General features: G+C 42.7%; 22 protein-coding genes. 12 read left to right on the top strand and 10 right to left on the bottom strand.

The annotated features are described in order from the left end of the window. Positions 1–51 precede the first annotated feature (51 nt). The 4 genes from glgC to J8Z23_RS17590 form a co-directional block, all read right to left on the bottom strand. Complete coding sequence (glgC, locus tag J8Z23_RS17605) at positions 52–1,269, bottom strand: glucose-1-phosphate adenylyltransferase (protein WP_065646271.1); 1,218 nt, start codon at positions 1,267–1,269, stop codon at positions 52–54. Positions 1,270–1,679: 410 nt separating this feature from the next. Continuing rightward, the gene (locus J8Z23_RS17600) at positions 1,680–3,428 is read right to left on the bottom strand and encodes a formate--tetrahydrofolate ligase (protein ID WP_164665611.1); all 1,749 of its coding nucleotides are present in this window, start codon (positions 3,426–3,428) and stop codon (positions 1,680–1,682) included. Between the two features lie 236 nt (positions 3,429–3,664). Continuing rightward, positions 3,665–4,969 carry an inosine/guanosine kinase gene (locus tag J8Z23_RS17595; protein ID WP_164665612.1) on the bottom strand — a complete coding sequence of 435 codons (1,305 nt, stop codon included), beginning with the start codon at positions 4,967–4,969 and terminating at the stop codon, positions 3,665–3,667. Positions 4,970–5,201: 232 nt separating this feature from the next. Further along, positions 5,202–5,672 (bottom strand): CreA family protein, encoded by a 471-nt coding sequence (locus J8Z23_RS17590; RefSeq protein ID WP_005397614.1) that lies wholly within the window; start codon positions 5,670–5,672, stop codon positions 5,202–5,204. 266 nt (positions 5,673–5,938) lie between these two features. Here J8Z23_RS17590 and J8Z23_RS17585 point away from each other — a divergent pair, with 266 nt between their 5' ends. Then, positions 5,939–6,448, top strand: a complete 510-nt coding sequence (locus tag J8Z23_RS17585; protein WP_006742250.1) for a hypothetical protein — start codon at positions 5,939–5,941, stop codon at positions 6,446–6,448. A gap of 194 nt (positions 6,449–6,642) precedes the next feature. After that, entirely contained in the window at positions 6,643–7,311 is a 669-nt protein-coding gene (locus J8Z23_RS17580) for an HAD-IA family hydrolase (protein WP_074190646.1), read from the top strand. A gap of 429 nt (positions 7,312–7,740) precedes the next feature. Here J8Z23_RS17580 and J8Z23_RS17575 read toward each other — a convergent pair whose 3' ends face one another. Then, positions 7,741–9,171, bottom strand: a complete 1,431-nt coding sequence (locus J8Z23_RS17575; RefSeq protein WP_164665614.1) for a methyl-accepting chemotaxis protein — start codon at positions 9,169–9,171, stop codon at positions 7,741–7,743. 568 nt (positions 9,172–9,739) lie between these two features. Between J8Z23_RS17575 and J8Z23_RS17570 the strand changes: the two genes are divergently transcribed. Both J8Z23_RS17570 and J8Z23_RS17565 read left to right on the top strand, forming a co-directional pair. Next, a complete protein-coding gene (locus tag J8Z23_RS17570) occupies positions 9,740–10,342 on the top strand; it encodes an ACP phosphodiesterase (protein ID WP_134645649.1) in 603 nt (200 codons plus the stop codon). A gap of 67 nt (positions 10,343–10,409) precedes the next feature. Beyond that, entirely contained in the window at positions 10,410–11,669 is a 1,260-nt protein-coding gene (locus J8Z23_RS17565; RefSeq protein WP_085343685.1) for a DEAD/DEAH box helicase, read from the top strand. A gap of 27 nt (positions 11,670–11,696) precedes the next feature. On the opposite strand, the gene J8Z23_RS17560 is transcribed toward J8Z23_RS17565, so the two are convergent. After that, the gene (locus J8Z23_RS17560; RefSeq protein WP_152814655.1) at positions 11,697–12,485 is read right to left on the bottom strand and encodes an EAL domain-containing protein; all 789 of its coding nucleotides are present in this window, start codon (positions 12,483–12,485) and stop codon (positions 11,697–11,699) included. 185 nt (positions 12,486–12,670) lie between these two features. After that, entirely contained in the window at positions 12,671–13,303 is a 633-nt protein-coding gene (locus tag J8Z23_RS17555) for a hypothetical protein (RefSeq protein WP_005395531.1), read from the bottom strand. Positions 13,304–13,489: 186 nt separating this feature from the next. Between J8Z23_RS17555 and J8Z23_RS17550 the strand changes: the two genes are divergently transcribed. The 3 genes from J8Z23_RS17550 (at position 13,490) to J8Z23_RS17540 (ending at position 15,012) form a co-directional block, all read left to right on the top strand. After that, complete coding sequence (locus J8Z23_RS17550; RefSeq protein WP_005395529.1) at positions 13,490–13,732, top strand: DUF2164 domain-containing protein; 243 nt, start codon at positions 13,490–13,492, stop codon at positions 13,730–13,732. A 174-nt stretch (positions 13,733–13,906) separates the two neighbouring features. Beyond that, entirely contained in the window at positions 13,907–14,446 is a 540-nt protein-coding gene (locus J8Z23_RS17545) for a cytochrome b (RefSeq protein WP_048625024.1), read from the top strand. Then, the gene (locus tag J8Z23_RS17540) at positions 14,443–15,012 is read left to right on the top strand and encodes a YceI family protein (protein ID WP_005395526.1); all 570 of its coding nucleotides are present in this window, start codon (positions 14,443–14,445) and stop codon (positions 15,010–15,012) included. Before J8Z23_RS17545 ends, J8Z23_RS17540 begins: the two co-directional genes overlap by 4 nt. A gap of 138 nt (positions 15,013–15,150) precedes the next feature. Here the strand turns inward: J8Z23_RS17540 and focA are convergent, their stop codons facing one another. After that, positions 15,151–16,602 carry a formate transporter FocA gene (gene focA / locus J8Z23_RS17535; RefSeq protein WP_203347438.1) on the bottom strand — a complete coding sequence of 484 codons (1,452 nt, stop codon included), beginning with the start codon at positions 16,600–16,602 and terminating at the stop codon, positions 15,151–15,153. 304 nt (positions 16,603–16,906) lie between these two features. Between focA and J8Z23_RS17530 the strand changes: the two genes are divergently transcribed. Both J8Z23_RS17530 and J8Z23_RS17525 read left to right on the top strand, forming a co-directional pair. After that, positions 16,907–17,812 carry a LysR substrate-binding domain-containing protein gene (locus J8Z23_RS17530; RefSeq protein WP_005395522.1) on the top strand — a complete coding sequence of 302 codons (906 nt, stop codon included), beginning with the start codon at positions 16,907–16,909 and terminating at the stop codon, positions 17,810–17,812. Positions 17,813–18,254: 442 nt separating this feature from the next. After that, on the top strand, positions 18,255–18,737 hold the full coding sequence (locus J8Z23_RS17525; protein ID WP_005395520.1) for a DUF1097 domain-containing protein: 483 nt from the start codon (positions 18,255–18,257) through the stop codon (positions 18,735–18,737). Between the two features lie 151 nt (positions 18,738–18,888). Here the strand turns inward: J8Z23_RS17525 and J8Z23_RS17520 are convergent, their stop codons facing one another. Further along, the gene (locus tag J8Z23_RS17520) at positions 18,889–20,523 is read right to left on the bottom strand and encodes an ATP-dependent endonuclease (RefSeq protein WP_237309301.1); all 1,635 of its coding nucleotides are present in this window, start codon (positions 20,521–20,523) and stop codon (positions 18,889–18,891) included. 271 nt (positions 20,524–20,794) lie between these two features. On the opposite strand from J8Z23_RS17520, the gene J8Z23_RS17515 reads away from it, so the two are divergent. The 3 genes from J8Z23_RS17515 to J8Z23_RS17505 all read left to right on the top strand — a co-directional run bounded on the left by J8Z23_RS17515 (position 20,795) and on the right by J8Z23_RS17505 (position 24,653). After that, positions 20,795–22,537, top strand: coding sequence for a bifunctional metallophosphatase/5'-nucleotidase (locus J8Z23_RS17515; RefSeq protein ID WP_434635619.1), 1,743 nt, complete (start codon positions 20,795–20,797; stop codon positions 22,535–22,537). Positions 22,538–23,163: 626 nt separating this feature from the next. Further along, the gene (locus J8Z23_RS17510) at positions 23,164–24,183 is read left to right on the top strand and encodes a TerC family protein (protein ID WP_301659002.1); all 1,020 of its coding nucleotides are present in this window, start codon (positions 23,164–23,166) and stop codon (positions 24,181–24,183) included. A gap of 278 nt (positions 24,184–24,461) precedes the next feature. Beyond that, complete coding sequence (locus J8Z23_RS17505) at positions 24,462–24,653, top strand: hypothetical protein (protein WP_005376351.1); 192 nt, start codon at positions 24,462–24,464, stop codon at positions 24,651–24,653. A gap of 191 nt (positions 24,654–24,844) precedes the next feature. On the opposite strand, the gene J8Z23_RS17500 is transcribed toward J8Z23_RS17505, so the two are convergent. Beyond that, positions 24,845–25,402: a PhnA domain-containing protein gene (locus J8Z23_RS17500; protein WP_005395511.1), complete on the bottom strand. Its 558-nt coding sequence runs from the start codon at positions 25,400–25,402 to the stop codon at positions 24,845–24,847. Positions 25,403–25,618: the final 216 nt, after the last annotated feature.

Here is a 25,618-nt window from a genome sequence, read left to right as displayed (position 1 = left end):
CAAAAGCGCACGATGATGATCGTGCGCTTTTTTGTTGCGATGGTTTGTCGTTTAGTCGAATTGGTAACTTTCGGGTATGACGACAATACCTTTGTCTGAGATTTTAAATCGCTTCGCATCTTCTAGTTTGTTGATGCCAATTTGAGTATGTGGCGGAATACGAACATGTTTATCAACTATGCAGTTGACCAACTGACTTCCTTCACCGACCTCTACGTCATCAAAAATGATGGAATCGACTACCGTGGCACTGTCTTGAATGCGTACGTTAGAGGAAATAATGGAATGCTGTACTGAGCCTCCAGAATTGATGACACCGGTAGCAATGATGGAGTTAATAAAAATACCTTCATTGCCCGTGGCTGACGATACAGTACGAGCTGGTGGAAACTGCGGCTCGTAAGTACGAATCGCCCAATTGGACTGATAAAGGTTCATTGGCGGCATAGGTTCTAGTAGATCCATATTCGCTTCATAGAAGGAATCAATGGTACCCACGTCGCGCCAATAGCAATCTTTATCGACGCGCCCTTTACTGCCACAGAATTGATAAGCATAAACGGATTCCGTATCAATCAGCTTAGGTATGATGTCTTTTCCGAAGTCATGGCTTGATGAATCGAGTTTTGAGTCGTCTTCGAGTGCTTCTTTTAAAACATCCATATCAAAGATATAAATCCCCATGGAAACGAGGCTTCTGGTTTTACTGCCTGGAAGGGTAGGTGGGCATTCTGGTTTTTCTATAAATGAAGTAACTAGCCCGTTTTCTGCGGTGCCCATTACCCCGAATGCTGAAGCATCCTCTACGGGAACATCCATACAGGCAACGGTGAGCTTAGCACCTTTCTCTTTATGCTCTTCAAGCATTGCGGCGTAGTCCATTCGATAGATATGATCGCCGGATAACACAACCACATACTTCGCGTCATTGCGCGATAGTAACCACATGTTGTGATAAATCGCATCAGCGGTTCCTTCATACCATGCACCACCTTTGCGCATTTGAGGTGGAACCGCAGTAATGTACTCGCCAAGCTCTGGATTGAATATCGACCAACCATCTCGCAAGTGTTTTTGAAGTGAATGAGATTTGTATTGGGTCAAAACAAGGATTTTACGTAAACCTGAGTGTAAACAGTTGGTTAGTGTGAAATCTATAATTCTATACTTTCCGCCAAAAGGTACTGCTGGCTTGGTTCTATCATCGGTGAGTGGGCTGAGTCTAGACCCCATCCCTCCTGCTAAAATTACGGCGAGTGCGTCTTCCATATTGTTCCCTTTCCCTTTTTTGCATGCATCAAAACGGTGCTAACCAGGAGGAAGTGGTGTACAGCGCAGAGGTTTTGAAAGTGCATGTGCTGATGTGTTTACTACTGCAAACTTTAGTACAAGATTCGAGCCATAGAATATCTCTTTAAAAATCAAAGGGGTTAAAAGTTCATCGCAAGGCAATTGCACCACATTGGTGAAGTGCTAAGTAGGCCGTGCATCAAATTGGCGCAAGATTATAGGGAAGGGGAGAAAATAAGTATGGATTTACAATGTAAAGTGGTGATAAAACAGTAAGATAGAGATAATCAAGTACGCCTCTTCGTCTGTCCAAAGTGAGTGGATATAGAAGTAAACCACTCACTCTTTAAACGTGCTTCCTTTATAGTCAACTATACGTTGATGTTACACTAAGAGAGACCGACGATATTTCCTTCATTATCAAGGTCTAAATTCATAAATGCAGGTTTATCAGGCAAACCTGGCATAGTCATCACCGTGCCTGATAACGCATACACAAACCCAGCGCCAGCACACAGACGTAACTCGCGGATAGGGACTGTAAAACCTGTCGGCGCGCCTTTGACAGCGGAATCTGTTGTTATCGATAGAGGAGTTTTCGCTATGCAAACCGCTAAGTTGTTAAAACCTAGATTTTCAAAATGGTTGAGCTGTTCAGTAGCAAGGGAACTCATTTCTATATTGGCGGCACCATAGCCAGCTTCACACACAGCCATAAGTTTTTCGTGTAACGATTGTTCTTTACTGTATAAAGGACGAAACTCTGTAGGCTGGGCACAAGCGTCAATAACATGTTGAGCTAACTGAGTTGTGCCTTGCCCGCCTTGCGCAAAAGCGGTGCTGATAGCGACTTTAACTTCCGGATTAAATTTCTGAACCAGCTCTTTAAGTATTTTAAGCTCTTTCTCACAATCTTGCGGAAACTGGTTAATAGCGACAACAGCTGGAATGCCATATTTATGGACGTTATTAATGTGCCATTTTAAGTTTTCAAATCCCGCTTCCAATGCTGCTTGGTCTGGATTAAAAATGGAATCTGGAATGGCCATACCTGGTCGTAAATCGTAGTGTCCAGAATTTGCTTTGAGGCCGCGTAATGTCGCTACTATCACTACACAATCTGGCGCCTTGCTGGCGGCGGCAGCTTTAATGTTACACGCTTTCTCAAATCCCATGTCCGAACCAAATCCCGCCTCTGTTACGGTGTAACTTGATAGTTTTAGCGCGATATCGTCGGCAATAATAGATGAATTTCCATGGGCGATGTTTGCAAACGGGCCTGCGTGAATCAACGTAGGAACACCTTCCAGAGTTTGCATCAGTGTCGGTGCTATGGCCTCTTTTAATGTCACTGCCATTGCTCCTGCAACTTGCAGATCCTCAGTGGTTACCGGGTTTCCGTTCAAATCGTACGCTACGACAATTTTCCCAATACGCTGACGTAAATCTTTTAAATCTTTAGCCAGTGCAATGATAGCCATTAACTCAGACGCGGCAGAAATATCGAACCCTTCGTCGCGTTCGTATCCATTGATGACTTTTCCTGGCTCATTTAACCCAATTTTGACTTTACGTAGTGCACGATCATTATGGTCCATTACTCGTTTCCAAGTAATGCTCGCCGTATCGATTTTAAGTGCCTTTAATCCAGTACGTGCTTCAAAGGCATCATAGCCTTCGCGCTGTTCATGATACAAGCGAGCATCAAGCGCGGCTGAAGCTAGATTATGCGCCGCCGTCACCGCATGGATGTCACCAGTAAGGTGCAAGTTCAGTTCTTCCATTGGAGCAACTTGGGAATAACCACCGCCAGCAGCACCGCCTTTAATACCGAATACAGGCCCCATAGAAGGTTGTCTAATACATGCGATAACGGATTGTCTAAGCTTAGCTAAACCTTGCGCCAGTCCGACTGTTGTAACGGTTTTTCCTTCGCCAAGTGGGGTAGGAGTGATCGCAGTAACAAGCACAAGCTTACCGTTATCATTCTCTTTGAGCCGCTCCAAACATTTTGGATGGACTTTGGCTTTGTGCTTCCCGTGAGTGTCATATTCTTCGGGTAATAACCCTACTTTTTCCGCAATAACATCAATAGAAGAAAGTGGTGTGCTTCGGCAAATTTCAATATCTGACTGCATGGATAATCCCTAAAGTGACTCGCAGGTAGTGTTGAAAAACAATCTGAGTTGGAGCAAGTATTATTGTTGGGCAAACGTTTGCTCGGTGATGGTACTGTTTCGATTCGGTATGTAAAGAGTTTACTGCTCTATACTGTGCTACATACTAACAAAATCTACTAATTACTGCGCCAGATCAAAACAAAAAGGCCACCAAATGGTGACCTTGATGTATTTTTAGCTTTAAAGCTGTGATCTTAACGATCCCAGTAAGTTTCTTCTAAGCTATCTTCCCGTTCAGGAAGTGCTCGCGATAGGCGAGGAGAGTGTTGCGTCAACACTTCATAGCTTACTCGGTTTGCATATTTACAGATCTGAGAAAGTGATGAGTAAGTCAAACAGCGTACTTCGTGCTTTTCTGAGTTAGGCACTTCTTTTTGATGGAAAGAGTTTGCAGCCATATCATGCAGTAAAGCAGAAAGTGCCGCATCACCTGCGCCGTTGGTGTTCTTAATCTCTAGTGGACCACCTAGGTAAGGACCAATGTAAGAGTATACCTTCATTGGCTTCTCACAATCTCCTTTACGCATCGCACGACTAAATTCGTATTGGTTAAAGGCTTCAATTGAGCCTTCAAGAATGTCGTGTGTGGTTTCTCGTTTTACTTTTTCGTCAGTGTAACCTGCCATGTATAGGCCATTTGGCCCAGCAGTACATAGAACAAGATCGACCCACTCAAGTGCTTTATTAGCAGCCGCTAGCGGTTCTGTCTCGCCTGTTAATGCGGCGCCTTCTTCTTCATTCATTGCAACAACAGATATGTTCTCGCGAATGTACTCTTGCCACCACTGCGCGTTACCTTCGATAACGTACTTTGTGCCTAAAGTCAGTACAACAGGGACATCGTGCTTCTTGGCAAAGTCGATCGCTTTTTGTACTGCTCTCGGCATTGGATCCTCTTCTTTACCGCGCATTAGGTAAGAAGAAACAACCAGAGCTGATGCTTTCTCAAAGATCTCTTCAGGAATGCTTTCCGGAAGTAGTTGGTTCATGTGACCTTCATTGATAGCAAATGTGCGTTCGCCATCTTGAGAAATCAGGGTATAACAACGACCAATAGGACCATCTACCGTTTGTAGGTGGTTGAGGTTCATGCGTGAAGAGGTGCGGCAAAGGTAACGGTAAGCAAAAGAACCAACTTGAATGTTCTTGGACATCACTCCGAGCAAAACGGATTTGCTATCCGCCAATACTGAGTAATTGTGGAGCGTGTTGCCAATCGTGTCACCTGGGTATTGGTGTGTGATTAGGCCTTGCTCAACCAGTTCTTCGTAAAGTGCATCTGCTTTGCTTTCTTCAAGAACGAGTGAATGTCCTTTACTTAGGTTGTATTTTTCTAAAAACGCATCATCTACACGCGCTTCGATATCTACGATGGTTTGACCGACACCAACAATAGTTGGGCGATATAGCTTAGGCGCTTGTCGGATTTGGTTTACTAATGGATCTCGAGCGTGAGTTGGGAAGTAGTGTTTAGATTTACGCTGACCAGGAAACTTCATGCTTGTTCTTGAGTGAGAAAAAAAAGAGGCGGGATTGTATCACAAAAAAATGAAAATCGTGGCGTTTTATTACAAAGAAGTTTGCCCGCTGAAAAAATCAGCGAGCTGGAGAAATTGCGACCAAGATAGCCTAAATTACTGATGCTTATAGTACTGCAATTGGTCGCTTTTCAGATTGTTGATCGGTTATTCTCTTTAACAACGAGCTTGGAGCTACCCAAAATTAGCTGCGTTACTTTTTCACTTCAGTTGGCTCAACGTAAGCCTTGGTGCCCCAAAGTGGAACCGTCGATAGGCTGTGCTTAAAGCTACCGTCTGTCTCTTTTGTTGTGTAAGACAGGTAGAGTAAGGTTTGGTTGTCTGCATCATAAATTCGGCGAACCTTCATTGTTTTGAAGAAAATACTTTTTGACTTCTTAAATACAATTTCGCCAGACTTACTTTTATCTATTTTTGCAATCATTTCCGGCGTGATTTCGCCAGTCTGACGACATGATATTGAGCTGTCACTTGGATCCGCTAAGCTAAAATCGGCTTCGATAGAAGCTATATGACACGTTACCCCCGTGACTACCTCGTCTTTTAATTCACCTACTTTGATGTCTTTCAAAGTAAACCAACCGAGTCCTACATCAGCAACATCGTTATCTGAACAACCAACCAGCGTAGTAGCAAGCAATGCACTTAACAGCATCTTTTTCATTATTTTTGTCCTTAACTAGGAAAGATATTGATGAAATCTATCAGAGGTTTGCAACTAAAACAAAATTTAGCCAAGGAAAGGTCTACGTACGCTAGGTTTGTTGTAGGCTTCATGCTAATGTACTGCTCTAAACGAAATGATGAGTTAGAGTGACCATACTTTCTCCCAATATGTTTGACTTTATATCGCTTGTCGCTCTGTCTAAGCTTCACTCTATGTGAAAATGAAACACTTTGCACATTTCGTTTTGCAACTAAGGTATCAAAATGAATGAACAACAGTTAGCCAGTATCGAGCGTAAAAATACATGGCTGTATGATCTGGTTGAAGTTGAATTTCCAACACCAGAGAGTCTGAAAGGGCGTGATGTCTATTTCAAAGCACTAGAACAAGCAACCTATCAAGTGGTCGACAAAGACACGCTACTTGAGAGTAATTCTGAATTTAGCTCTGACGATATTTTTCTGGTCGATTTTCACCGACTTACTATCATGTTTTCTGTCCTGCAGTCTCAGCGTTGGGATCAACAGTACGATAAAGATATGATTGTGGAATATCTTACTCAGATAATTCTAACGCCAGATTTTGAATTATATGTTGGTTTTAAATCTGGAGCTCCAATTGGTGCCGCTATTATTAGCCACCTTGAAGGAAACACGCTTATCTCTGATGTCGCGGTTTCTGAATCAAAATACAAGAGTTCGTTTGTGGCGGATCTTGCTAAAAGACTAAGTACCGAACACAAGCTTTTAGATTCGGTGATTATTGAAAGCTAATTTGCGCACTCAAATGCATAAAAAGCAAAGCAAGATGACGATAGGTGATCTTGCTTAGAAAAACTGTAATTGCTCCCCTCTATTTCCATGAAATGCCAAGCTCGTCGTTTCAACAATCCCAAACTTAAATAAGATTAAGCCAACATTTTTAAAATCAGCTAGGGCATTAGCCTTTAAGATGTCTGGAGATGGCTATGGCAATTACCAATATTAAGTGCGTGATATTTGATTGTGATGGTACGTTGGTCGATAGTGAACGATTGTGTTGCCAAGCTCTCGTCAATGTATTTAACCTGCATGGCGCAGAATTAACGATGGAAGAGTGCGTTTCTCATTTTAAAGGAGGAAAGCTCGCTGACATCCTTTTAGATACTAAAGAGCTGAAAGATATCAAAGTCCCTATTGATGTCTTAGAGCCGCAATACCGTGAAGAAGTCCAGTCTCTTTTTGTTCGCAACTTACAGCCGATGGATGGCGCAAAGCGTTTAATTCAGTTTTTGGATTCGCATAATATCGAATATTGTGTCGCGTCCAATGGGCCGAAAGATAAAATAGAATACGCATTGGAGCTAACAGGATTGCTCGATGCTTTCCAAGGGAAAGTGTTCTCTGCATTCGATGCGAATAGTTGGAAGCCTGAACCTGACTTAATTATGTACAGTGCAATGAGCATGGGCTTTTTACCGAGCGACTGTCTTTATATTGATGACACACCTAAAGGCGTAGAAGCGGGATTAAACGCTGGCATTAAAACCGTACAGCTATTTAATGGTGAGGCAATCAATCGTGTTGATGATGAGCGCGTAATTCGCATTCAACATTTAGATGAATTAAAAGAGCAGCTATTTAGCTGCTCTGTTTAATCTCTTAATGGCACACCGTACTTAAGCTATGGATATGTTTAAGTTTGGACTGTAGGTAAGGGGTTTGATGTAGGCATTGGATGGATGAGAAGCTTTTTGTATGAAATCCGCAAGCAGCGCATGTGAATTTCTCTCCATCCGATGAAATGAGATATTCATCCCCCTGGCAGAGAGGGCAACTTAGGTTTTCGATGTCTTTTGTATCTTTGTAATTATTCATATTGTTTTCCAGCAGCAAATTGGAATTGGCAGGATTAAGCATAGCGGAACGCTTTGTTTATGAACATTATTTCATCAGGTACAGCGAGAACTTGAGATTCACTTCAAATATCCACTTGTGTGTAGTAGAAAATATCGACGATAACGGCTGAAAACGGTTTAAAGAAAAGGGCTCCTGAGGAGCCCTTGTTGATCATAAATGCTGCAAAGTTATGCTGTGCGGTAGCGTTGTAATACCTCACCAAGAGACACTGACGCCTGAGTGAGGTTAGCTACCCCTACGGTAGATTGCTCTGCAACTTCTCTGATTGTGCTCGACTGGCTGCGAATTTCTGAAAGCTCAGATGCAATATCGTTGGCGACTGCGCTTTGTTCTTCTGCTGAGGTGGAAATTTGGATACTCATGTCCATCAATGAGCGTGCGGATTCAGCAATGGACGTCACATCATGACCAATTTCATCAATAAGCTGGCTACTGGTTTGCGCTTGTTGAACGGTTCGGTCAGTGATTGAAGCAATGTTCTGGCTCTCGGTTTGTAGTTTCTCAATCATGGCTTGAATTTCTACTGTTGCCTGTTGAGTTCGGCTTGCCAATGTACGCACTTCATCAGCAACCACAGCAAATCCACGACCTTGCTCCCCGGCGCGTGCCGCTTCAATTGCCGCATTCAGAGCCAATAGGTTGGTTTGTTCTGAAATGGCATTGATCGTTGTGATAACGTCATTAATCTGCGTTGTGTTCTCATTTAAGTTGGTTACTGACGTGGAAGCCTGTTCAATATAGCTGGATAACGTCTCAATTTCTCCAATCACATTTTGCACGCGATTTCTGCTTAGCTCGATCTTTTGAGCATCCTGATCGGATTGCATCGTCGCTTGTTGGGAAATGCTGGATACTTCTTTTGCAGAGGCTGTCATTTCTTCCATTGCTGTCGCGACGGAATCGAGTGTTTGATATTGATGAGATATCTGCGTTTCGCTCAACTGCATATCTTTTTCGAATGCAGAAGATGTCTCACTCAATGTAGCCGCATTATTTTTCACACTGTTAACTAGTTCACTTAAGGTGTCCATCGATTTATCTAACGCGCAACCAATGGTGCCAAACTCGTCTCGGCCAGGATGAAAACCAAGGCGAGAGGTTAAATCACCTTCACCAATTTTTTCGGTTGTCGTATATAAAACCCACAGGGCGCCTCCTATAAAGGTCGCAACCCAGTAAGAGAAAAGGGCAAAAGGAACAACCCATAAAAAGCTGAGTAACAGAGAGGTTAAGGCTGACGACTTTGCAGATTCGTATTGCGCGGATACGTTTTGAGTCAACTTAATCACTTCGCCAGAATGCAACTTTGCATAAGCGGTGACAGAGCCATCAACAAAAGAGCTCTCGCTTACGCGACTTGATTTCGATACGCCGTCAATTTGTGGAACAAGACCTGGTTGAGCGTCAACAATACCAGAAAGTTTCGCTTCGCTAGCAGAAATCGCTTGTTGTTTAAATTGTTGTATTTCATTGAAGTAGCGGCTTCCAGCCACAGAAGTGAGGGCTACTAAAAACAGCAGGAATATAACCCACATTTTGTCGTTGATAGACATCTTGATAAACAGCCTGTCTATCGTTCTAAACTCAACTTCTCTCATTTAAAGCTCCATTAGAGATAAAAGATATTGACCAAATCTATTGCTATATCGAAACAAAATATGCGAAGTTAATCAGCAAAATATGTAACGAAAACTAAATTTAGTTTAAGAAATGAGATCTAAGGACGCCTATAACGGTATGTTATATCTTTAAATTGACATAAATATTGATAAAAGAGCTATTTCTCTGAAGTGCTAAGTAGATATGAAATCTGGTTGCAAACGTTTACTTTTGATTCTGCTCATAGGTTTTTAAATCTTTACTTCTCGCTGTCATGAATGTGTCATATAAAGACTATAAAAAGGAGTTGTTGACGTGGATATGGCAAGGCCAAGCCGTCAGCAAGTACAAGCAAGAGAGCTTAAAATAAAGGAGGTCACAATGAGCGACCAATACCAAAACGATGAGAGCCTAGAGCTGCTAGATGCGCTTGAAATTGGCATTATCTTGTCGGAATACGTTGGCTCAGACAACGAAGCCGAATAGCGGAACACTCTCATCTCGTCGTAATTGACGTTATACTAAGTTCATGTCACACCAAGCCTTAAAGGCCAAAACTGGCGTCGGATGAACTTTCTAGCCCACCTGCATATCGCAGACCACTGTAACAGCCATTTATTGGGAAACTTGCTTGGAGACTTCGTAAAAGGAGATCCAAGCAAGCTGTATGAACGTGATATCTCTAACGGCATCAAGTTACATAGATTTGTTGACCGCATTACTGATCAGCATCCTATTGTTAACGAATGCAAACCTCACTTCAAAGGTACTGCGCGGCGCTTTGCCCCTATCGCTCTCGATATGTTCTGGGACCATTGTCTCGCAAAACACTGGAACGACTTTTATGCCGTATCTCTCGAACAGTTTGTCGATTCGGCATACGAGCGAGTAAACCGTGACGTTAATGAACATTTGCCGCCGCGCTTTTTGGTGCTCCACAGCCGGATGTGGCACGGTCGATGGCTTCAGTCATACCAAGACCTGGATAATATCGAATTTGCACTACATCGAATGTCGCAAAGAAGCCCGAGAATGGCTGACCTTACTACAACATTTAAAGTGATTGAGAGTGATTACACAGTATTGGAAGAGAAGTTCTCGACACTCTATCGAGACGTTTTACGCCAGTCGTATGATTTTCAGCAACAGCTTATTGATTCAGCCCAATGAGATAGAAAAGTAGTATGGCTATTGGGGCTCTGGTAAACTCTGCGCTCCAAAAATAATGAGGTTACACATGTCTGTTAATTTTGCTGACTTAGGCATTGAACAAAAGCTAATCGAGACGCTAAGCAATCTAAATATCGTGACGCCAACACCAGTGCAAGAAAAGTCTATTCCACATGTCCTTGAAGGAAAGAACTTACTTGCTGCTGCACAAACTGGTACGGGGAAAACGGCTGCGTTTGGTTTACCTATTATACAAACCGTTCAGCAAAAGAAACTCAACGGCACGCCTCAAGCATTGGTTTTGGTTCCAACACGCGAGCTTGCGCAGCAGGTATTTGATAATTTGAATCAGTACTCTGCACAAACAGAACTTCGCATTGTGTGTGTTTATGGTGGTACAAGCATTGGCGTACAAAAGAGGAAGTTAGAAGAGGGCGCTGATATTTTGATTGCAACACCAGGCCGCCTTTTGGATCATCTGTTTAATGGCAACGTAAACATCTCCAAAACCAGTATGCTCGTTCTAGACGAAGCCGACCGTATGTTAGATATGGGATTCTGGCCTGACTTGCAACGCATCTTCCGACGTTTACCCGCCGAAAAACAGATCCTGTTGTTCTCTGCGACATTTGAAAAGCGAATCAAGACTATTGCGTACAAACTCATGGAATCGCCGGTTGAAGTTGAAGTGTCACCAGCAAACACGACGGCTGAAACGGTAAAACAGATGGTTTATCCGGTAGACAAAAAGCGTAAACGTGAATTATTGGCGTACTTGATTGGCTCGCGCAATTGGCAGCAAGTGCTTGTATTTACAAAAACTAAGCAAGGTAGCGATGAGCTAGCAAAAGAGCTTAAGTTAGATGGCATAAAAGCGGTTTCAATTAACGGGGATAAGTCACAGGGTGCGCGTCAAAGAGCGTTGGATGAGTTCAAACAAGGTAAGGTGCGTGCGTTGATTGCGACAGATGTAGCAGCACGAGGACTGGATATTCAAGAGTTAGAGCAAGTGGTTAACTTTGATATGCCATTTAAAGCCGAAGATTATGTCCACCGTATAGGCCGTACTGGCCGTGCAGGGAAGTCAGGTTTAGCTGTCTCTCTAATGAGTCGGGATGAAGAATATTTATTGCATGCTATCGAGAATTTGCTTGATCAGCGCCTACCGCAAGAATGGTTGGCAGGCTTCGAGCCAAGCCTTATAGAAGAAGTCGAGCCTGAGAAAAATGGTAGTGGACGCCGTCGAAGCCGTTCATCAGAGAAGCGTAAGCTAAAAGCAAAATTAGCGATTCATAAGAACCGTGGTAAATCACGTAACTCTCGCTAAACCGCACAAACTTTTGTTCTTACATAGTCAGGCTGTTTTTGCCTCTTCATAAACGTCTAACGTTTGCGGGATAGCGAGTAGGTATCCTTGATACATATCGAAACCGAGTTTTTTCATTAAGTTAAGTTGATGCTCGGTTTCAATTCCTTCGATAACGGTTTTAGAACGCAACGTTCTTGCTAGTGATAATGCATCGACTAGAGCTTTCCAGTCACCATTTTCGTATCTCAGCATTAACGAGCGATCCATCTTTATTATGTCTGGACGAACGCCTTTCACTCGTTCAATTGTTGAAGCATTGACGCCATAATCGTCGATCGCCAATTTAAACCCGCCTTGGCTTAATTCACGAGCTGCTTGCGACAAAGAGGACTCGTCTTCTACGTTCAACTCAAGCAACTCCATGACGATTTGTTCATTTACTAAATGAGATTGATAAATGGTTTGTTTTAGCAGCCAATTGTACGTGATGTCTCTGGCTAGTATTTTTGCTGCTTCTGGTAATACATTAAGAAACAGTTGTTTATTGTGAAAGTGAGATTGGGCAAAGTTTTTGATATGAATTAGGCGACTTAAGCGTTCAACATTGAGTAGGTCTTGAGCGGCAATGGTTTTTGATTGGAAAAACTGATCTGGCCTGATCATGGCGCCATTAGCATTGGTAATTCTTACTAGTGCCTCAAGTCCAACGATAGAAATATCTTTTTTATATATAGGTTGAAAGACACTTCGAAGAGTGAGCTTTGCGTATTTCGCAATATATTGCCCGTCGGCTTGTTTGCGGATGCAACTAAGGAGTTGCGAGGTGCTCATCATTGTTACAACAACCTAAATCAATGCTTCTACATCAGCGCTATCGCGCTAATTTTTATTTCATTGGCAGTGAATCTAAGTGGGCTCATGAACTCAAGCAAGAATGATGGTAAAAGATGATTAGATTTGTCGAGTGATATCAAACAAATTGGTGAAATGACTGACAATCTTCCTAATGCAATTTGATGTTACCATTGTAGTACTGCATACAGTTGTAAGTATTTTCTGACCAACTGTTGTTTGTTCGAGCGACGTAAAGGATGACCAAACTTAATGTAACAAGGGCTAATGCCAAATCGAGTGTCTAACGATTGCGTGAGCTGTGATTCGCTGGTGTACAGCGTGATGCCTTGCTCCGTGTATTCGTTGATCTGATCGGGCAGTTCACCCATCCACCAATGAAGCAACTCTCGGCTCGTTTTACTGCGACTGATCCAATGATCACAAACTAAAAAGAGTAGATCATTCGGTTGCAGCGCATAACCATATTCGCTTTGCCATTCCGTAATTGATGAGAGTAAGTTTTCTCGACAAGATTTTCCCGCACTGACCATATGGTGGCTCAGGACCCAAACCGTGCCTATTTCAGATGAAATACGGTAGTGATGAGGCAGGTCCGGCGTATTTAAAACTTCAATTGGTTTTACCACACTGTTGTATCCGAAGTGACGGAAAGTGTGTTCCATTCGTCTTGAAAACGCGAGACCAAGATGATGCTCACTCATGCCTTGGTTATGTACCGCAGGGTAATGCTTTTCACACAGCTTAAGACAGTCGTCTTGAAAATCATTAACACTTTGAATCACTAGGTCGAGTAGCAAAGAATATCCCTTAATAATTAACAAAACGAACTGCAAAAGGTTAGCATAGTCTTTTGAGAATAGACTAATTTACTTCGGCAACTTCTTGATCTAAACACCAAATTTCTCACAAATGATCGCGCCTACTCTTTAAGAGAGCAAGACGATAGAAGCACACATAGAACAAAATTCTGAAAAAGGGCAAAGATGATAAAGTTAGAACGTGCGCAAAAAGAAACGCTGGCAACCGCCATTCAAGATTATATGCAGGACGAACTAGATGTTGAGATTGGCCAGTTCGATAGTGAATTTCTTATTGATTTCATTACAGAAAAACTAGGGCCAATTTATTACAACAAGGGGGTGGAAGATGCAAAATCACTGGTTGAACGTAGAATGTTAGAAGTGTCCGAAGAGCTGTATGAGATAGAACAAGAAGTTAAGCTGTAAGTTTCAGTTTTATAAACGATTTAAAGTTCCTTCAAAAAATTCGAACAACTTGATAGATACGGTGCCATTGGCTGGATGTAAATGATGGTAAATAATCTGTTTCATATGACGTAAATAGGTTAATGTAGTGTTTCTTGCTCAACATTAACTTAGGAATATATCTAGGAACTTGAGATGGATACACTGGTAAAGAATTACAACCTTACTGCACGCGTGATGCACTGGTTATCTGCGCTGTGCATTATTGGTCTATTTGCAGTGGGTTTGTGGATGGTCGACCTTAGCTATTACAGCGAATGGTATCGAACTGCGCCACATTACCATCGCTCTGTCGGTATTTTACTCGCTATTTTAACTTTGGCACGCATTGTATGGAAACATGTTACGTCGTCACCAAAGGTAGAAGGCAAACCTTACGAAGTGCTTGCTGCTAAAGCGGCGCATGGTGTTATGTACCTACTATTGGTCACCATCTTTGTTTCAGGTTACCTCATTTCAACGTCTGATGGACGCGGTATCGAAGTGTTTAATTGGTTTACCGTGCCAGGAGCGGGAGAGTTATTCCCAGGACAATCAGACATAGCGGGTGAAATTCACTTCTACGCAGCTTGGGCCGTCATCCTGATAGCAGGTTTGCACGCTATTGCTGCGCTAAAACACCACTTTATCGATAAAGACAACACATTAAGAAAAATGTTAGGAGCTTCAAAATGAAAAAGTCACTCTTCGCTACAGGATTAGCTATCGCTATGGCACTACCATTTGGTGCGCAAGCTGCAGATTATGTCATCGATACCAAAGGTGCTCACGCTTCAATTAACTTTAAAGTTAGTCACTTGGGTTACAGCTTCATCAAAGGTCGTTTCAATACATTTTCTGGTGACTTTTCTTTTGATGAGAACAACATTGCTGATTCAAAAGTGAATGTTGTTGTTGATACAACTAGCTTAGACTCCAACCACGCTGAACGTGACAAGCACATTCGTAGTGGTGATTTCATTGATGCTGGCAAATACAGCGAAGCGACCTTTAAAAGCACAAAAGTGGTTGATAAAGGCAATGGCAAGCTAGATGTAACTGGTGATCTAACGCTACACGGTGTTACTAAGCCTATTACTATCGAAGCTGAATTCGTTGGCGCAGGTAGTGACCCATGGGGTGGTGAGCGCGCTGGCTTCGTTGGTAACACTCGCCTTGAGCTTGCTGACTTTGATATCCCAGTAATGGGTGCTTCAAGCTATGTTGATATGGAACTTCATATCGAAGGCGTTAAGAAGTAACGAACTTCTTTTAGATACAGTAAAAGCGCTCTTCAACGAAAGAGCGCTTTTTTATTACCTCAATCACAATCGACAACATTGGCAAGCCAGTCAGTGACAGCGATTGAAAGCCAACAGACGTTGCAAGCGTTTAATGAATTACGCTGTTTCTAACTCGTTTTTTTCTACTAGGTTTAAACGCTCACCAAAAATCGGGCGTAGTGCTTTTAATACTTCAGTACGAGTAACAACACCGACCATCTGGCCATTTTCAAGTACAGGAAGTACTTGTGGCTTGCTCACTTTGATGCTTTTTGCGCGTTCTTCTAAAGATAAAGACGTCATGCGAGTGGCGATGCCCATGTTGCTCGTTGGGTACAGCTGCTCTTTATCGATACATAGGAATTCGACAACATCAACGAGACGATCACCAGCATCAATTGCGACCACATCGCGGCTCATGATGTCGACGACTTTTTGGTCTTTCACCGGAATGTAGTCCTCACACCATAGTTCTACCATCACATCGTGAGCAGAGAAGAAGCCAACCAATCGATTTTGTACGTCTACAACAGGTGCGCTAGTTACGTTGTTATCAAGTAGCACATCCAGTGCGATTGCTATCGGGGTTTCTGCACTGATGGTAACTGGTTTTGGGTTCATAATGTCTTTAACAAAAGATGCGTTTTTCATGGTGAAATCCTTAACTGACGAGAGTGTTGTAGTCGTTGTGATAGAAGAGATATTCGCTGCTTTTAGTTCTGGTCGGCGAAAAATACACCAGTTTGCAAGACCAACTAAAACCGCTCCGCCGACGATGTTGCCAAGCGTGACAGGAATTAAGTTAGCGGTAATAAAGTGGCCAATATTTAAGTCTGCGTACTGTGAAGCGGGCACACCGACGGAGGCCCAAAAAGACTCAGGTGCAAAATTCGCGATAACAATGCCAAGTGGAACCATAAACATGTTCGCGACACAGTGTTCAAAGCCACTGCTGACAAACATGGCCACAGGCATGATTGTCATTGCTGCTTTTGTCATTGCATTTGCAGAGCTAAACGTTAACCAAATCGCGAGGCAGACCAATAGGTTACAAAGGATGCCGAGCGCAAACGCCTGAATGAGAGTGTGATGAAGCTTGTGCTGCGCGATGTTAAGCGCATTTAACCCCCATTGACCGCTATCCATTTGATAAAGACCAGCTGCAGTAACTAGCGCAAGTAGGAACATCGCACCAATGAAGTTGCCAACGTAAACCTTGCCCCAAATAGAAAGCATTTTTCCGAACGAGATTTGCTTATTGGCCCATGAGATACTGGAAAGAACTGAGCTGGTAAATAGTTCACCGCCGCAGATCACGATGAGGATCAAGCCCATACTAAATGCTAATCCGCCAGCAAGACGGCTTAAGCCCCAACCAGCGCCAGCGCTGCCAGTAGTCACTGTGATGTAAAACAAGAACGCCAATCCAATGAACGCGCCCGCCATGATGGCAAGACTCAGTGTCATACTGCTGGTTTTGTTTGCTTTACTTAACGCAAATTTTTCCGCTTCAGCCATCATTTCTTTTGGAGAAAAGTACTGGTGATTTTGAGAGCTGGTCACCGCCATATTGACTCCTTAATTTGTAATCGCATAAAAATTCCTTGGTTATTAACTCAAAAATGAAATTGTTGTTTTTATTTAGAAGCCTCAATGACTTCAGTCTCAAAGTCATTGAGGCTTGCGGTGTTCCCGAACCGCACAGTCAGAATAAGGAGAAGGGTTTGGTAGGTAAAATTGATAATATTTAGAAACCTCATCAAATTAATTGATAACTTTATGCGGCTAGGTAAAATGAACTCTATTGCTTATTGGGGCATGTTTTTAACGATTGTGAGGGTATGAAAAATACTCACCAATAATGGAGGACACTTTGCGCTACTCACTTAAGCAATTAGCGGTTTTTGACGCAGTTGCAGATACCGGCAGTGTAAGCCAGGCCGCAGAGAAACTGGCTTTGACACAATCAGCGACAAGTATGTCGCTTGCGCAATTAGAAAAAATGCTTGGCAGGCCTTTATTTGAGAGGCAGGGCAAGCAAATGGCGTTAACCCATTGGGGTATGTGGTTACGACCAAAAGCAAAACGCTTATTACAAGACGCACTGCAGATTGAAATGGGCTTTTATGAGCAACATTTGTTAAGCGGTGAGATTCGCATGGGCGCGAGTCAAACTCCGGCAGAGCATCTGGTTCCAGACCTTATCAGTATCATTGATAATGACTTTCCAGAAATGCGTATTTCCCTTGGTGTGCAGAGTACAAAAGGGGTTATTGATGGCGTATTAGATTATAAATATGATTTAGGGATCATCGAGGGGCGTTGTGACGATAACCGTTTGCACCAAGAAGTCTGGTGCCGAGACCATCTTACTGTTGTCGCTGCATCTCATCATCCTTTTGCTCGCAATCAATCTGTAAGCCTCGCGCAGTTAGAACAAGCGAAGTGGGTGTTGAGAGAGCATGGCTCTGGCACACGAAAAACATTTGATAGCTCTATTCATCATCTAATTGAAGATTTGGATGTGTGGCGAGAGTACGAGCATGTTCCGGTGTTACGCAGCTTAGTTGCTAACGGCCAGTACCTTACTTGTTTACCGTATTTAGATGTAGAGCGATATATAGAAGCGGGTCATCTTGTTGCGTTAAATGTGCCCGAGCTAAAAATGGAAAGGACACTGTCATTTATATGGCGAGCTGATATGGCAGAAAACCCACTAGTCGACTGCATTAAACGAGAAGGTCTGCGAATGATGAAAGGTAAGCCTTCGGTATTGTAAGTTACTACTCAATACACGCAATAAACTCTAGAAGCACAGCAATGCCACTCGCTTAATTGGGAGTGGCATATTTCTATGTACAGTATACTGAACTTCGAAGAATAAGCGTGATTCAGGAGCTTTTATGCACTCACTTGGTGAACCATGATTCTGCACGCCGATATTAGCTTCCAGTCACGTTAAAGCTTGCTGGAGTGACCTATTGGAACTGTCCTACACACATCCTTTTTTACCGAGTATTAGAAACACTCATTCCCTAAATCTGTTGATTTATCGGTTGCGTCAAACTTTTAGTGCAAGTCATGAAATTGTTATAACCTTATTGTGATCATTATCACCGATAAACAAGACTGATGTATCTAACATGTGTCCTTGATTTCAATGTATGAAGGCAGTTATTGAGCCATATGGGTACGATAATAGCCAAGCAGGTACGACTACCATGACGACACTTTTAGCTATCTCTATCACTACTGGAATTTTATCTGGCGTATGGGGTTGGATCGCCATTTCTTTAGGTTTGCTTTCTTGGGCTGGTTTTTTAGGTTGCACGAGCTACTTTGCTGCGCCAACTAGCGGATTGAAAGGACTTGGTATCAGCTTAATCACTAATATGACGGGTGTATTCTGGGCAATGGTAATTATCCACGGTTCAACTTACGTTGGTTTGGAAATTATCGGTTATGTGATTACCGCTATTGTGGCATTTTTCATGTGTATTCAAGCGAAACAGGCTTGGCTCGCGTACATTCCAGGCACTTTTATTGGTTCCTGCGCAACATTTGCCGCTGATGGAAACTGGCAACTTGTCATTCCATCTTTGCTGCTAGGTGGTGTGTTTGGTTATCTAATGAAAGCGACTGGACTTTGGTTGCATACGAAATCAAGCACTACTTCTTCTACGCTTGCTGAGCAAGCACAGTAGTGAACCCCCGATCTTATTTGTATCCACTGTGTATTGAGTTTTATCCCTCTCAATACCTTTAATCAAAATTAATGATGTTTGATACAAGCACACCAATTTGGTGTGCTTTTTTTGTATTACAAGGCAAGGTGTGAGTGTGAAATACTCTAACTCATGTATTGCCGTTTGCCATGGTGACAACGCGCTTAAGTGTCCAACGCAGAAGTACAGGAATGCATTCCATACCTCGCTCTTCACAGTGAGAGACAATGGCCAAAGCTAAGTCCGGTTTTGCATGCTTTTTCAAAACACGGTTTACGACTTTTTTAGCTGGGATAGGGTGATCATGAGGAACTTTGATGATGTCCTTAAAGAAAAGTTCAAACCCATGATTGTATAGAAAATGTTCGATGTCTCGATCAGGTAACTCTGTAAGTCTATGCCTTTCCTGATCATGATCGAGTTGCGCTCTCACGGCATGCGCGTACTTTTTACCTGCCGGGTCACCATCGGTAACAACATGCCAGTCGATACCGAACTCTTTTGCTACTTTGATCAGTGACTTCAGTCCTGACTGCGCAAATTCAACGATTTGAACTCCTTCCGCAGCTAAGTCATATCCGCATTGACGAGCCAGTTCATGAAATAACCAAACTTCAGTTTCGCCCTCTACGAGTAACCAACACCGTGCAAACAATGCCCCTGAGCGATGAAAACGAATGTGGAAACCAATTCGGCGTAACTCATCTCTACCAAACTTGGCAGAGTTTAAGCTCTTGGCAATGGTTCGGTCTGACAAGCGAATCAAACGCCGGATTGAATAAAGTGGAACCGAGCCAAGTAACGTACCGCTGTTGGTAGTTAAAATCTTTTGCATTGGCAACAACTGCAATAATGACCACGCTCTAGCGAGATGAGTTGGGTGTAGTCGGCCTTCTGGGTCCTCGATGATCAGTATCGGTCTTGCGCAGCGTCTTAAATCGGTAGGGCCTTTTGCTTGAAGGTAAGCATTGAGAAGCCCCATTAAAAGCAAACGGCTTTGTTTATCATTTGTTTCCTTAAGGAATTGACTTAATCCTTTATCAGAGGAAGGGCTTGTATAAAAAAGACCATCACGAGGTTTTCGTGGGTTACCTTTGCTGACACTGCGGAACGCAAAATAGTGTTCGACAAGTGTTTGCATTGAATCGAGACTACTGCGAATCTCACCCTTGTTTACGTGCCCAGGCATCGCCAATAGCCGTCGACAGGTGTTATTGATTCGTTTTTCAATCCGAGCATTTTTGCTGTCGCCGTTTACGTGGTTTAGATCTGGGAAGCGTCGGGAGTCTCGTAGGCGGATAACAGGGTGAAGAGTCATCAACTCTACAGCGAGTTTCTCAGAGTGGTGCAGTTTCTTCGGCTTGCCGTGATGATCCAAAAACGCGTATTCAGTTTTAATATCATACTCGTCGCGAGACGCACTAATTCGATAGTAAATGACCTGCTCACCATCCTCGTTTGTGCACCATGCAGGTTTTATCCGTCGATAACGCCCAGCTTTTACTTCGTTCTTGTCTTGTGCTTTAAAGCAAACAATGATCTGCAAGTGTTGGGTTTGTGGATGAGAAATTGAATAATCAACGTGAAAATCTTTTAATTCGAATTGATACAATGAGCCATTAGCAGGTAGCGCGATAGAAAGGGCATCGAGCAATGATGATTTGCCCCACGTGTTCTCACCGATGAGCGTAGTGAGTTCGTCAAAAGAGAGTGAAAGGCGTTTGATGCCTCTAAACCCGGAGATTTCGATGCGTTCTAGTCTCATCTCAATCCTCCTTGCAATTATTTGAATTATAGAGAGTTATTTTGCTACTCCTAAGCATATATTAATTCGAAATATTGGAGTTAAGCTCAGTTCACAAAATTACGAGAGCCCCTTACTGAATAGAGACCGCAACAAGCAACGCTTGCTTTCAAAAGTAGTGTAGATAGCATCGTGATCACTTAAACATGAAATCAAAAAATCACAGTTTCATAAAATTCATGATTCTGTCATGATTCACTTCTTATTATTATAAGGAATGAAAAGAGAGAAGATGAAGATGAATAACAATCATAAGCCAGTGAGAATCAAACTGGCACACATCAATGACACACATTCCTACTTTGAGCCAACGTCATTACAGTTAAAGCTTAAGATCAACAAAGAACTCACGTTAGAGCCATACGTGAGTGCTGGCGGGTTTTCTCGCATCGCAACCCGAGTAGAGCAGCTACGAGACGACGCTCAACGTCAAGGGCATGGGATGTTATTTCTCCATGCTGGAGACTGTTTCCAAGGCACACTTTATTTCTCATTATTTAAAGGTAAAGCCAACGCCGATTTGTTGAATGCATTAAAGATTGATGCGATGGCGTTAGGCAACCATGAATTGGATATGGGTAATGAACCTGTTGCCTTATTCTGTCAACGCACTCAGTTTCCATTGCTTGCTGGTAACTGGGATCTATCAAATGAATCGCTTCAAAAGCCTCACCGAGTCAGCGATAGCAACAACGTGTATAGCTATCAAACGGATACACAAAGCGCACAATACATCGTCAAAGAGTTTCATGGTGAGCAGGTTGCGATTTTCGGATTATCCATTGATAAAATGAGCGATATCGCGAACCCAGATGCAGATACCCCATTTAAGTCTGCAATTGAAACCGCTAAGGCGACCGTAAAACAAATTCACTCCTCTGGCATTAAAAATATCATTCTTCTGAGTCACTTAGGTTATGAAGGTGATTTAGAGTTAGCTGAACAAGTTGAGGGGATTGGTATTATTGTTGGTGGACATAGCCACCGACTGCAAGGCGATTTCTCATCAATAGGTTTAGGGCAAGATGACCCTTATGGTATCAAAGTAAAAGATACCTACGTTGTGCAAGCGGGCTTTCATGCTTTGACCATGGGGCACTGCGTCATTGAATTTGATGAAAACGGCAAAGCAACCATGCTGAGTGGTCAAAATGAACTGTTACTTGGCCGACGTATTTTTTGGGACTCGACACTAAATCAACAGCTTGACCAAGGCGTATTCGAAACCGCGTGTGACTTTATCCATGGTCAACCTAATGTGGTGGTCTGTAAGAAACACCCGGAGACTCAAGCAATCCTAAGTGATAAATACATCCCTCGGGTAAGGCAGTTACAGTCACAAGTCATTGCCAGTATTGACACCAAAAAGCGTCATGTGCGAATCCCAGATGAGTTTGGTGAGAGCGAGCTGGCTTCTTCTGTTGCTCGTTCATTTTTGTACAGCCTAAATAAACGCGGGCATGAGGTTCAATTTGCGATTCATAATGCGGGTGGCGTGCGAACATCATTGAATCCTGGCAACATCACAGTGGCAGATATTGCCGGACGATTGTTGCCTTTTGCCGTTCCGATCGGCTTTTACGACGTAAAAGGCAGTGCTATTCGCCGAGCACTTGAAGGCGCCATAAACAATGCACTCAACAATGATGTGGAAGGTACTGGCTCTGGCAGTTATCCATACACTTACAATTTAAACTTTGAGTACCGAGCTGATGCCCCTAAAGGTGAAAGAATTCAGTCATTAGCAATTTTTGATGGTCAACAATGGGTCGACGTTCAAGACGACACCTGGTATCGAGGCACTTCCTCCGCTTATACCATGAAAGGGAAAGAAGGTTACGATGCGCTACTGGAGATGAAAGGCGAGGGGCGTGTAACCAACTTATCCATGGCAGACTGTTTTATTGAACTTCTGACCGATGAGCCAAACTGCTTGAATCAAAGTCACAAACTTTATACACAGCAACACAGATAGTAGATATTGGTATCGATTTTGCTGTCCTTCAATTGCTACATGCGATGATGAGGGTGGCAGTATGTGGAATAAAGATTGGACAGATACGGCAGTGGTGGTTGCTTGGGTCGCAATTTGGTCAACGTTAGTTTACTTTGTACCTTTGAGCGGTTTTTGAATTGCTAATAACACGGAAGTTAGGAAAGGAGCAGTTATGCTCCTTTTTGGTGTCTATGTTCTCAGAGACATCGCTCTGACTCTTAAATGTATCACCTTGAGTCACTTGCTGATCTTTACACCTAATAACAAAAGTTCACGTGGTTGAATCAATTCCTTTCTTTTTATATTTCTTTCTGATTTTTAATAGGAATTTTATTTCGATTGGACAAAGTTTTTTTGTTGGAAAGCGTGACATTCGGCGTTATCATTGCGGCGTTTGGGGAGTAGTTAGCGCAAGTTTACTTATCGTCATCTCGTTAAGCATCAGCTTATCCGGTAAGTAAAGGTGTTGCGTGATTCATCCACGCCGACACTTCAACGAGACCAACGCATTCATTGACTGGCAGCACATGATTACTATGTGACTGCTTGTTGTTATTGTCTGCGGAAGGTCACCAAACTCATGCCCTTCCGCCATGGGAGGAAGCATGTCTCTTATCGAAAGTACCACCCAATTGAGCCAGTCGGCACCACTTCAAGAGTCATTAGCGATGTATGGCGCTTTTGGTCTTTTTACGCTTGTTCTTGTTGCGCTTGATATTTATCAAACGCGTGGTGGCGTAATAACGATGAAAAAAGCCATCCTTTGGAGTGTTTTTTGGTTCTTACTTGCCTTTGTTTTTGCAGGTTCTATCTATTTATTCTGGGACCTTTACGCACCGCACAGCACTTATACGAACGATAAAGCAACGGTTTCATTCTTAACAGGCTACTTACTAGAGAAGTCGCTAAGCGTGGATAACTTGTTTGTGTTTGCCATCATCTTTGCACAATACAGTGTGCCGGAGCATTTGCGTCCGCGAGCGCTGCTTTGGGGCGTGATTGGTGCGTTGGTTCTGCGGGCTATCATGATTGCGGTTGGTGCTCAGTTACTTGCGCAGTACCACTGGGTGTTGTACCTCTTTGCCGCATTCCTTATTTGGACAGGTATTAAGCTTGCTCGCGACAAAGGTGAAGCAGAAGAAGTTAACCCATACCCTGAGCAGTTTATTCGCAAAATATTGCCAGTTACGGATGATTACCAAGGAAATCACTTAATCTTAAAGCAAGCTGGTAAGTGGGTGGCAACACCAATGCTGATCGTAGTCGGTGTAATTGCAGTGATGGACGTAATGTTTGCACTGGATTCTATACCAGCCATATTCGCGGTAACACGAGAGCCATTTTTAGTCTTAGCCGCGAACGTGTTTGCACTGTTGGGGTTGCGATCTTTGTACTTTGTTCTGCAAGCGATGTTAGACAAGTTTGTGTACTTAAAACCAGCATTATCGGTGATCATGATGTTTATCGGTGTAAAGATGTTATTGGTGGGAACAGAGTATGAGATTCCGACAACGTGGTCACTCACATTCTTAATCGTTGTGATGACATTAGCGGTTGTGGCATCGCTCCTCAAAAATAAGTCGAACAGTCGCTCTAGCGTTAAAATTACTAATCAAAAAATATAAGTAAAGCGCTAAAAATAAAATAAATAACGAAACTTAATGTTAAAAATATGTTGTATCTTGAGGTGAGCTTATGCAGGTAACGTTAAGTTATTCAACATAATTAAACAGATTCTGACTATTTATGCTGTTATTATTCATTTGTATTTTTGATGTTTGTAATGGGTTTGTTTTATTAGATAATCTAATTCGAATAGGTAAAATTTGTCATTTCTTAAACAATAAGAAACTGACTAATATACAACCAACAAAACAGACTACTGCTTTAAAGAGAGGCAATCATGGCACAAGCAATGCAAATGACAAATGTAGCTTTACCAACCTCTATGGATAAGAAAACCTACGCGGTTAACTTCAAAGGACTGATTGCTCACTTACTAGACATTCTATTCGTAGATAATACTGCACCACGCAGTTACTATGCGGAAGATTTGTCAGCTCACATTCAAAAAGATATCGGTATGTACCGTTAATCTTGAAATAATGAATGAAAATACCGGCCTATAAGCCGGTATTTTTTTAGCTGCTCAAACGTGAATAACGGAGCTAGAACTCTATACAGAGTCAATACCGGAGTAGAGGAGCTTATTCCAAATTGGTGTTCATTAGCAATGAAAACGGGGCACTAATAGTGCCCCGTTTTGACTTGTAGAGTAATACGATATTACTTCTTACGGCAGTATTCTGCGATCACGTACATTGACTGACCGCCATTTGCCTTGCCCGAAACTAGTTTCGGATCATCACCAAGGCTGATACCACGGATCACTGTGCCTTGTTTGATTACTTGGTTAGTGCCTTTAACTGGTAGGTCTTTGATTACCGTTACATCGTCACCTTTCTTAAGTTCAGTGCCGTTGCAATCCAACGTTTTGTCATCATCAGACATACCCTTCATCGCCCAGTTCATTTGCTCTTCTTCCATGTACATCATGTCAAGAGCATCTTGAGCCCAGCTTTCAGAGTTTAGGCGAGTGAGTTGGCGCCATGCTGTCACTTGTACTGCAGGAACCTGGCTCCACATGCTTTCGTTTAGACAACGCCAGTGGTTAATGTCTTTTGGCTCATCGATCTCACCCAGACACTTATCACAAACCATGATAGCAGTATCAACGGTCACGTTACCGTGAGGTGGGACAGCGTATGCTGTTAGTTGAGATTCAGAAGAACACAGTTCACATTTTGACTCGCAGCGCGCAAGCAGAGTAGCTTCAATAGACATAAGGACTCACCTTAGTAATGTTATTTTGTGGCGGTATTATCCACTTTATCCTGAGAAATAAAAGGGTGTTAGCGAATTAAAGCCGAGATTTTACAATATTCCAACCTGATTAGGGTGAATATGTAAAATATTCGCTAAACAAATAATACCTGTATATAAGAAAATGCATTGATTGCTTTGGGTGATGAATTGGTTGCTTCATTTCTTGAGGAAGTT

The organism is Vibrio sp. SCSIO 43086 (genome assembly GCF_051132235.1).
Classification (GTDB): domain Bacteria; phylum Pseudomonadota; class Gammaproteobacteria; order Enterobacterales; family Vibrionaceae; genus Vibrio; species Vibrio diabolicus.
Note: the sequence above shows the minus strand (reverse complement) of the source record. Positions and strands in the feature narration are given on the sequence as shown.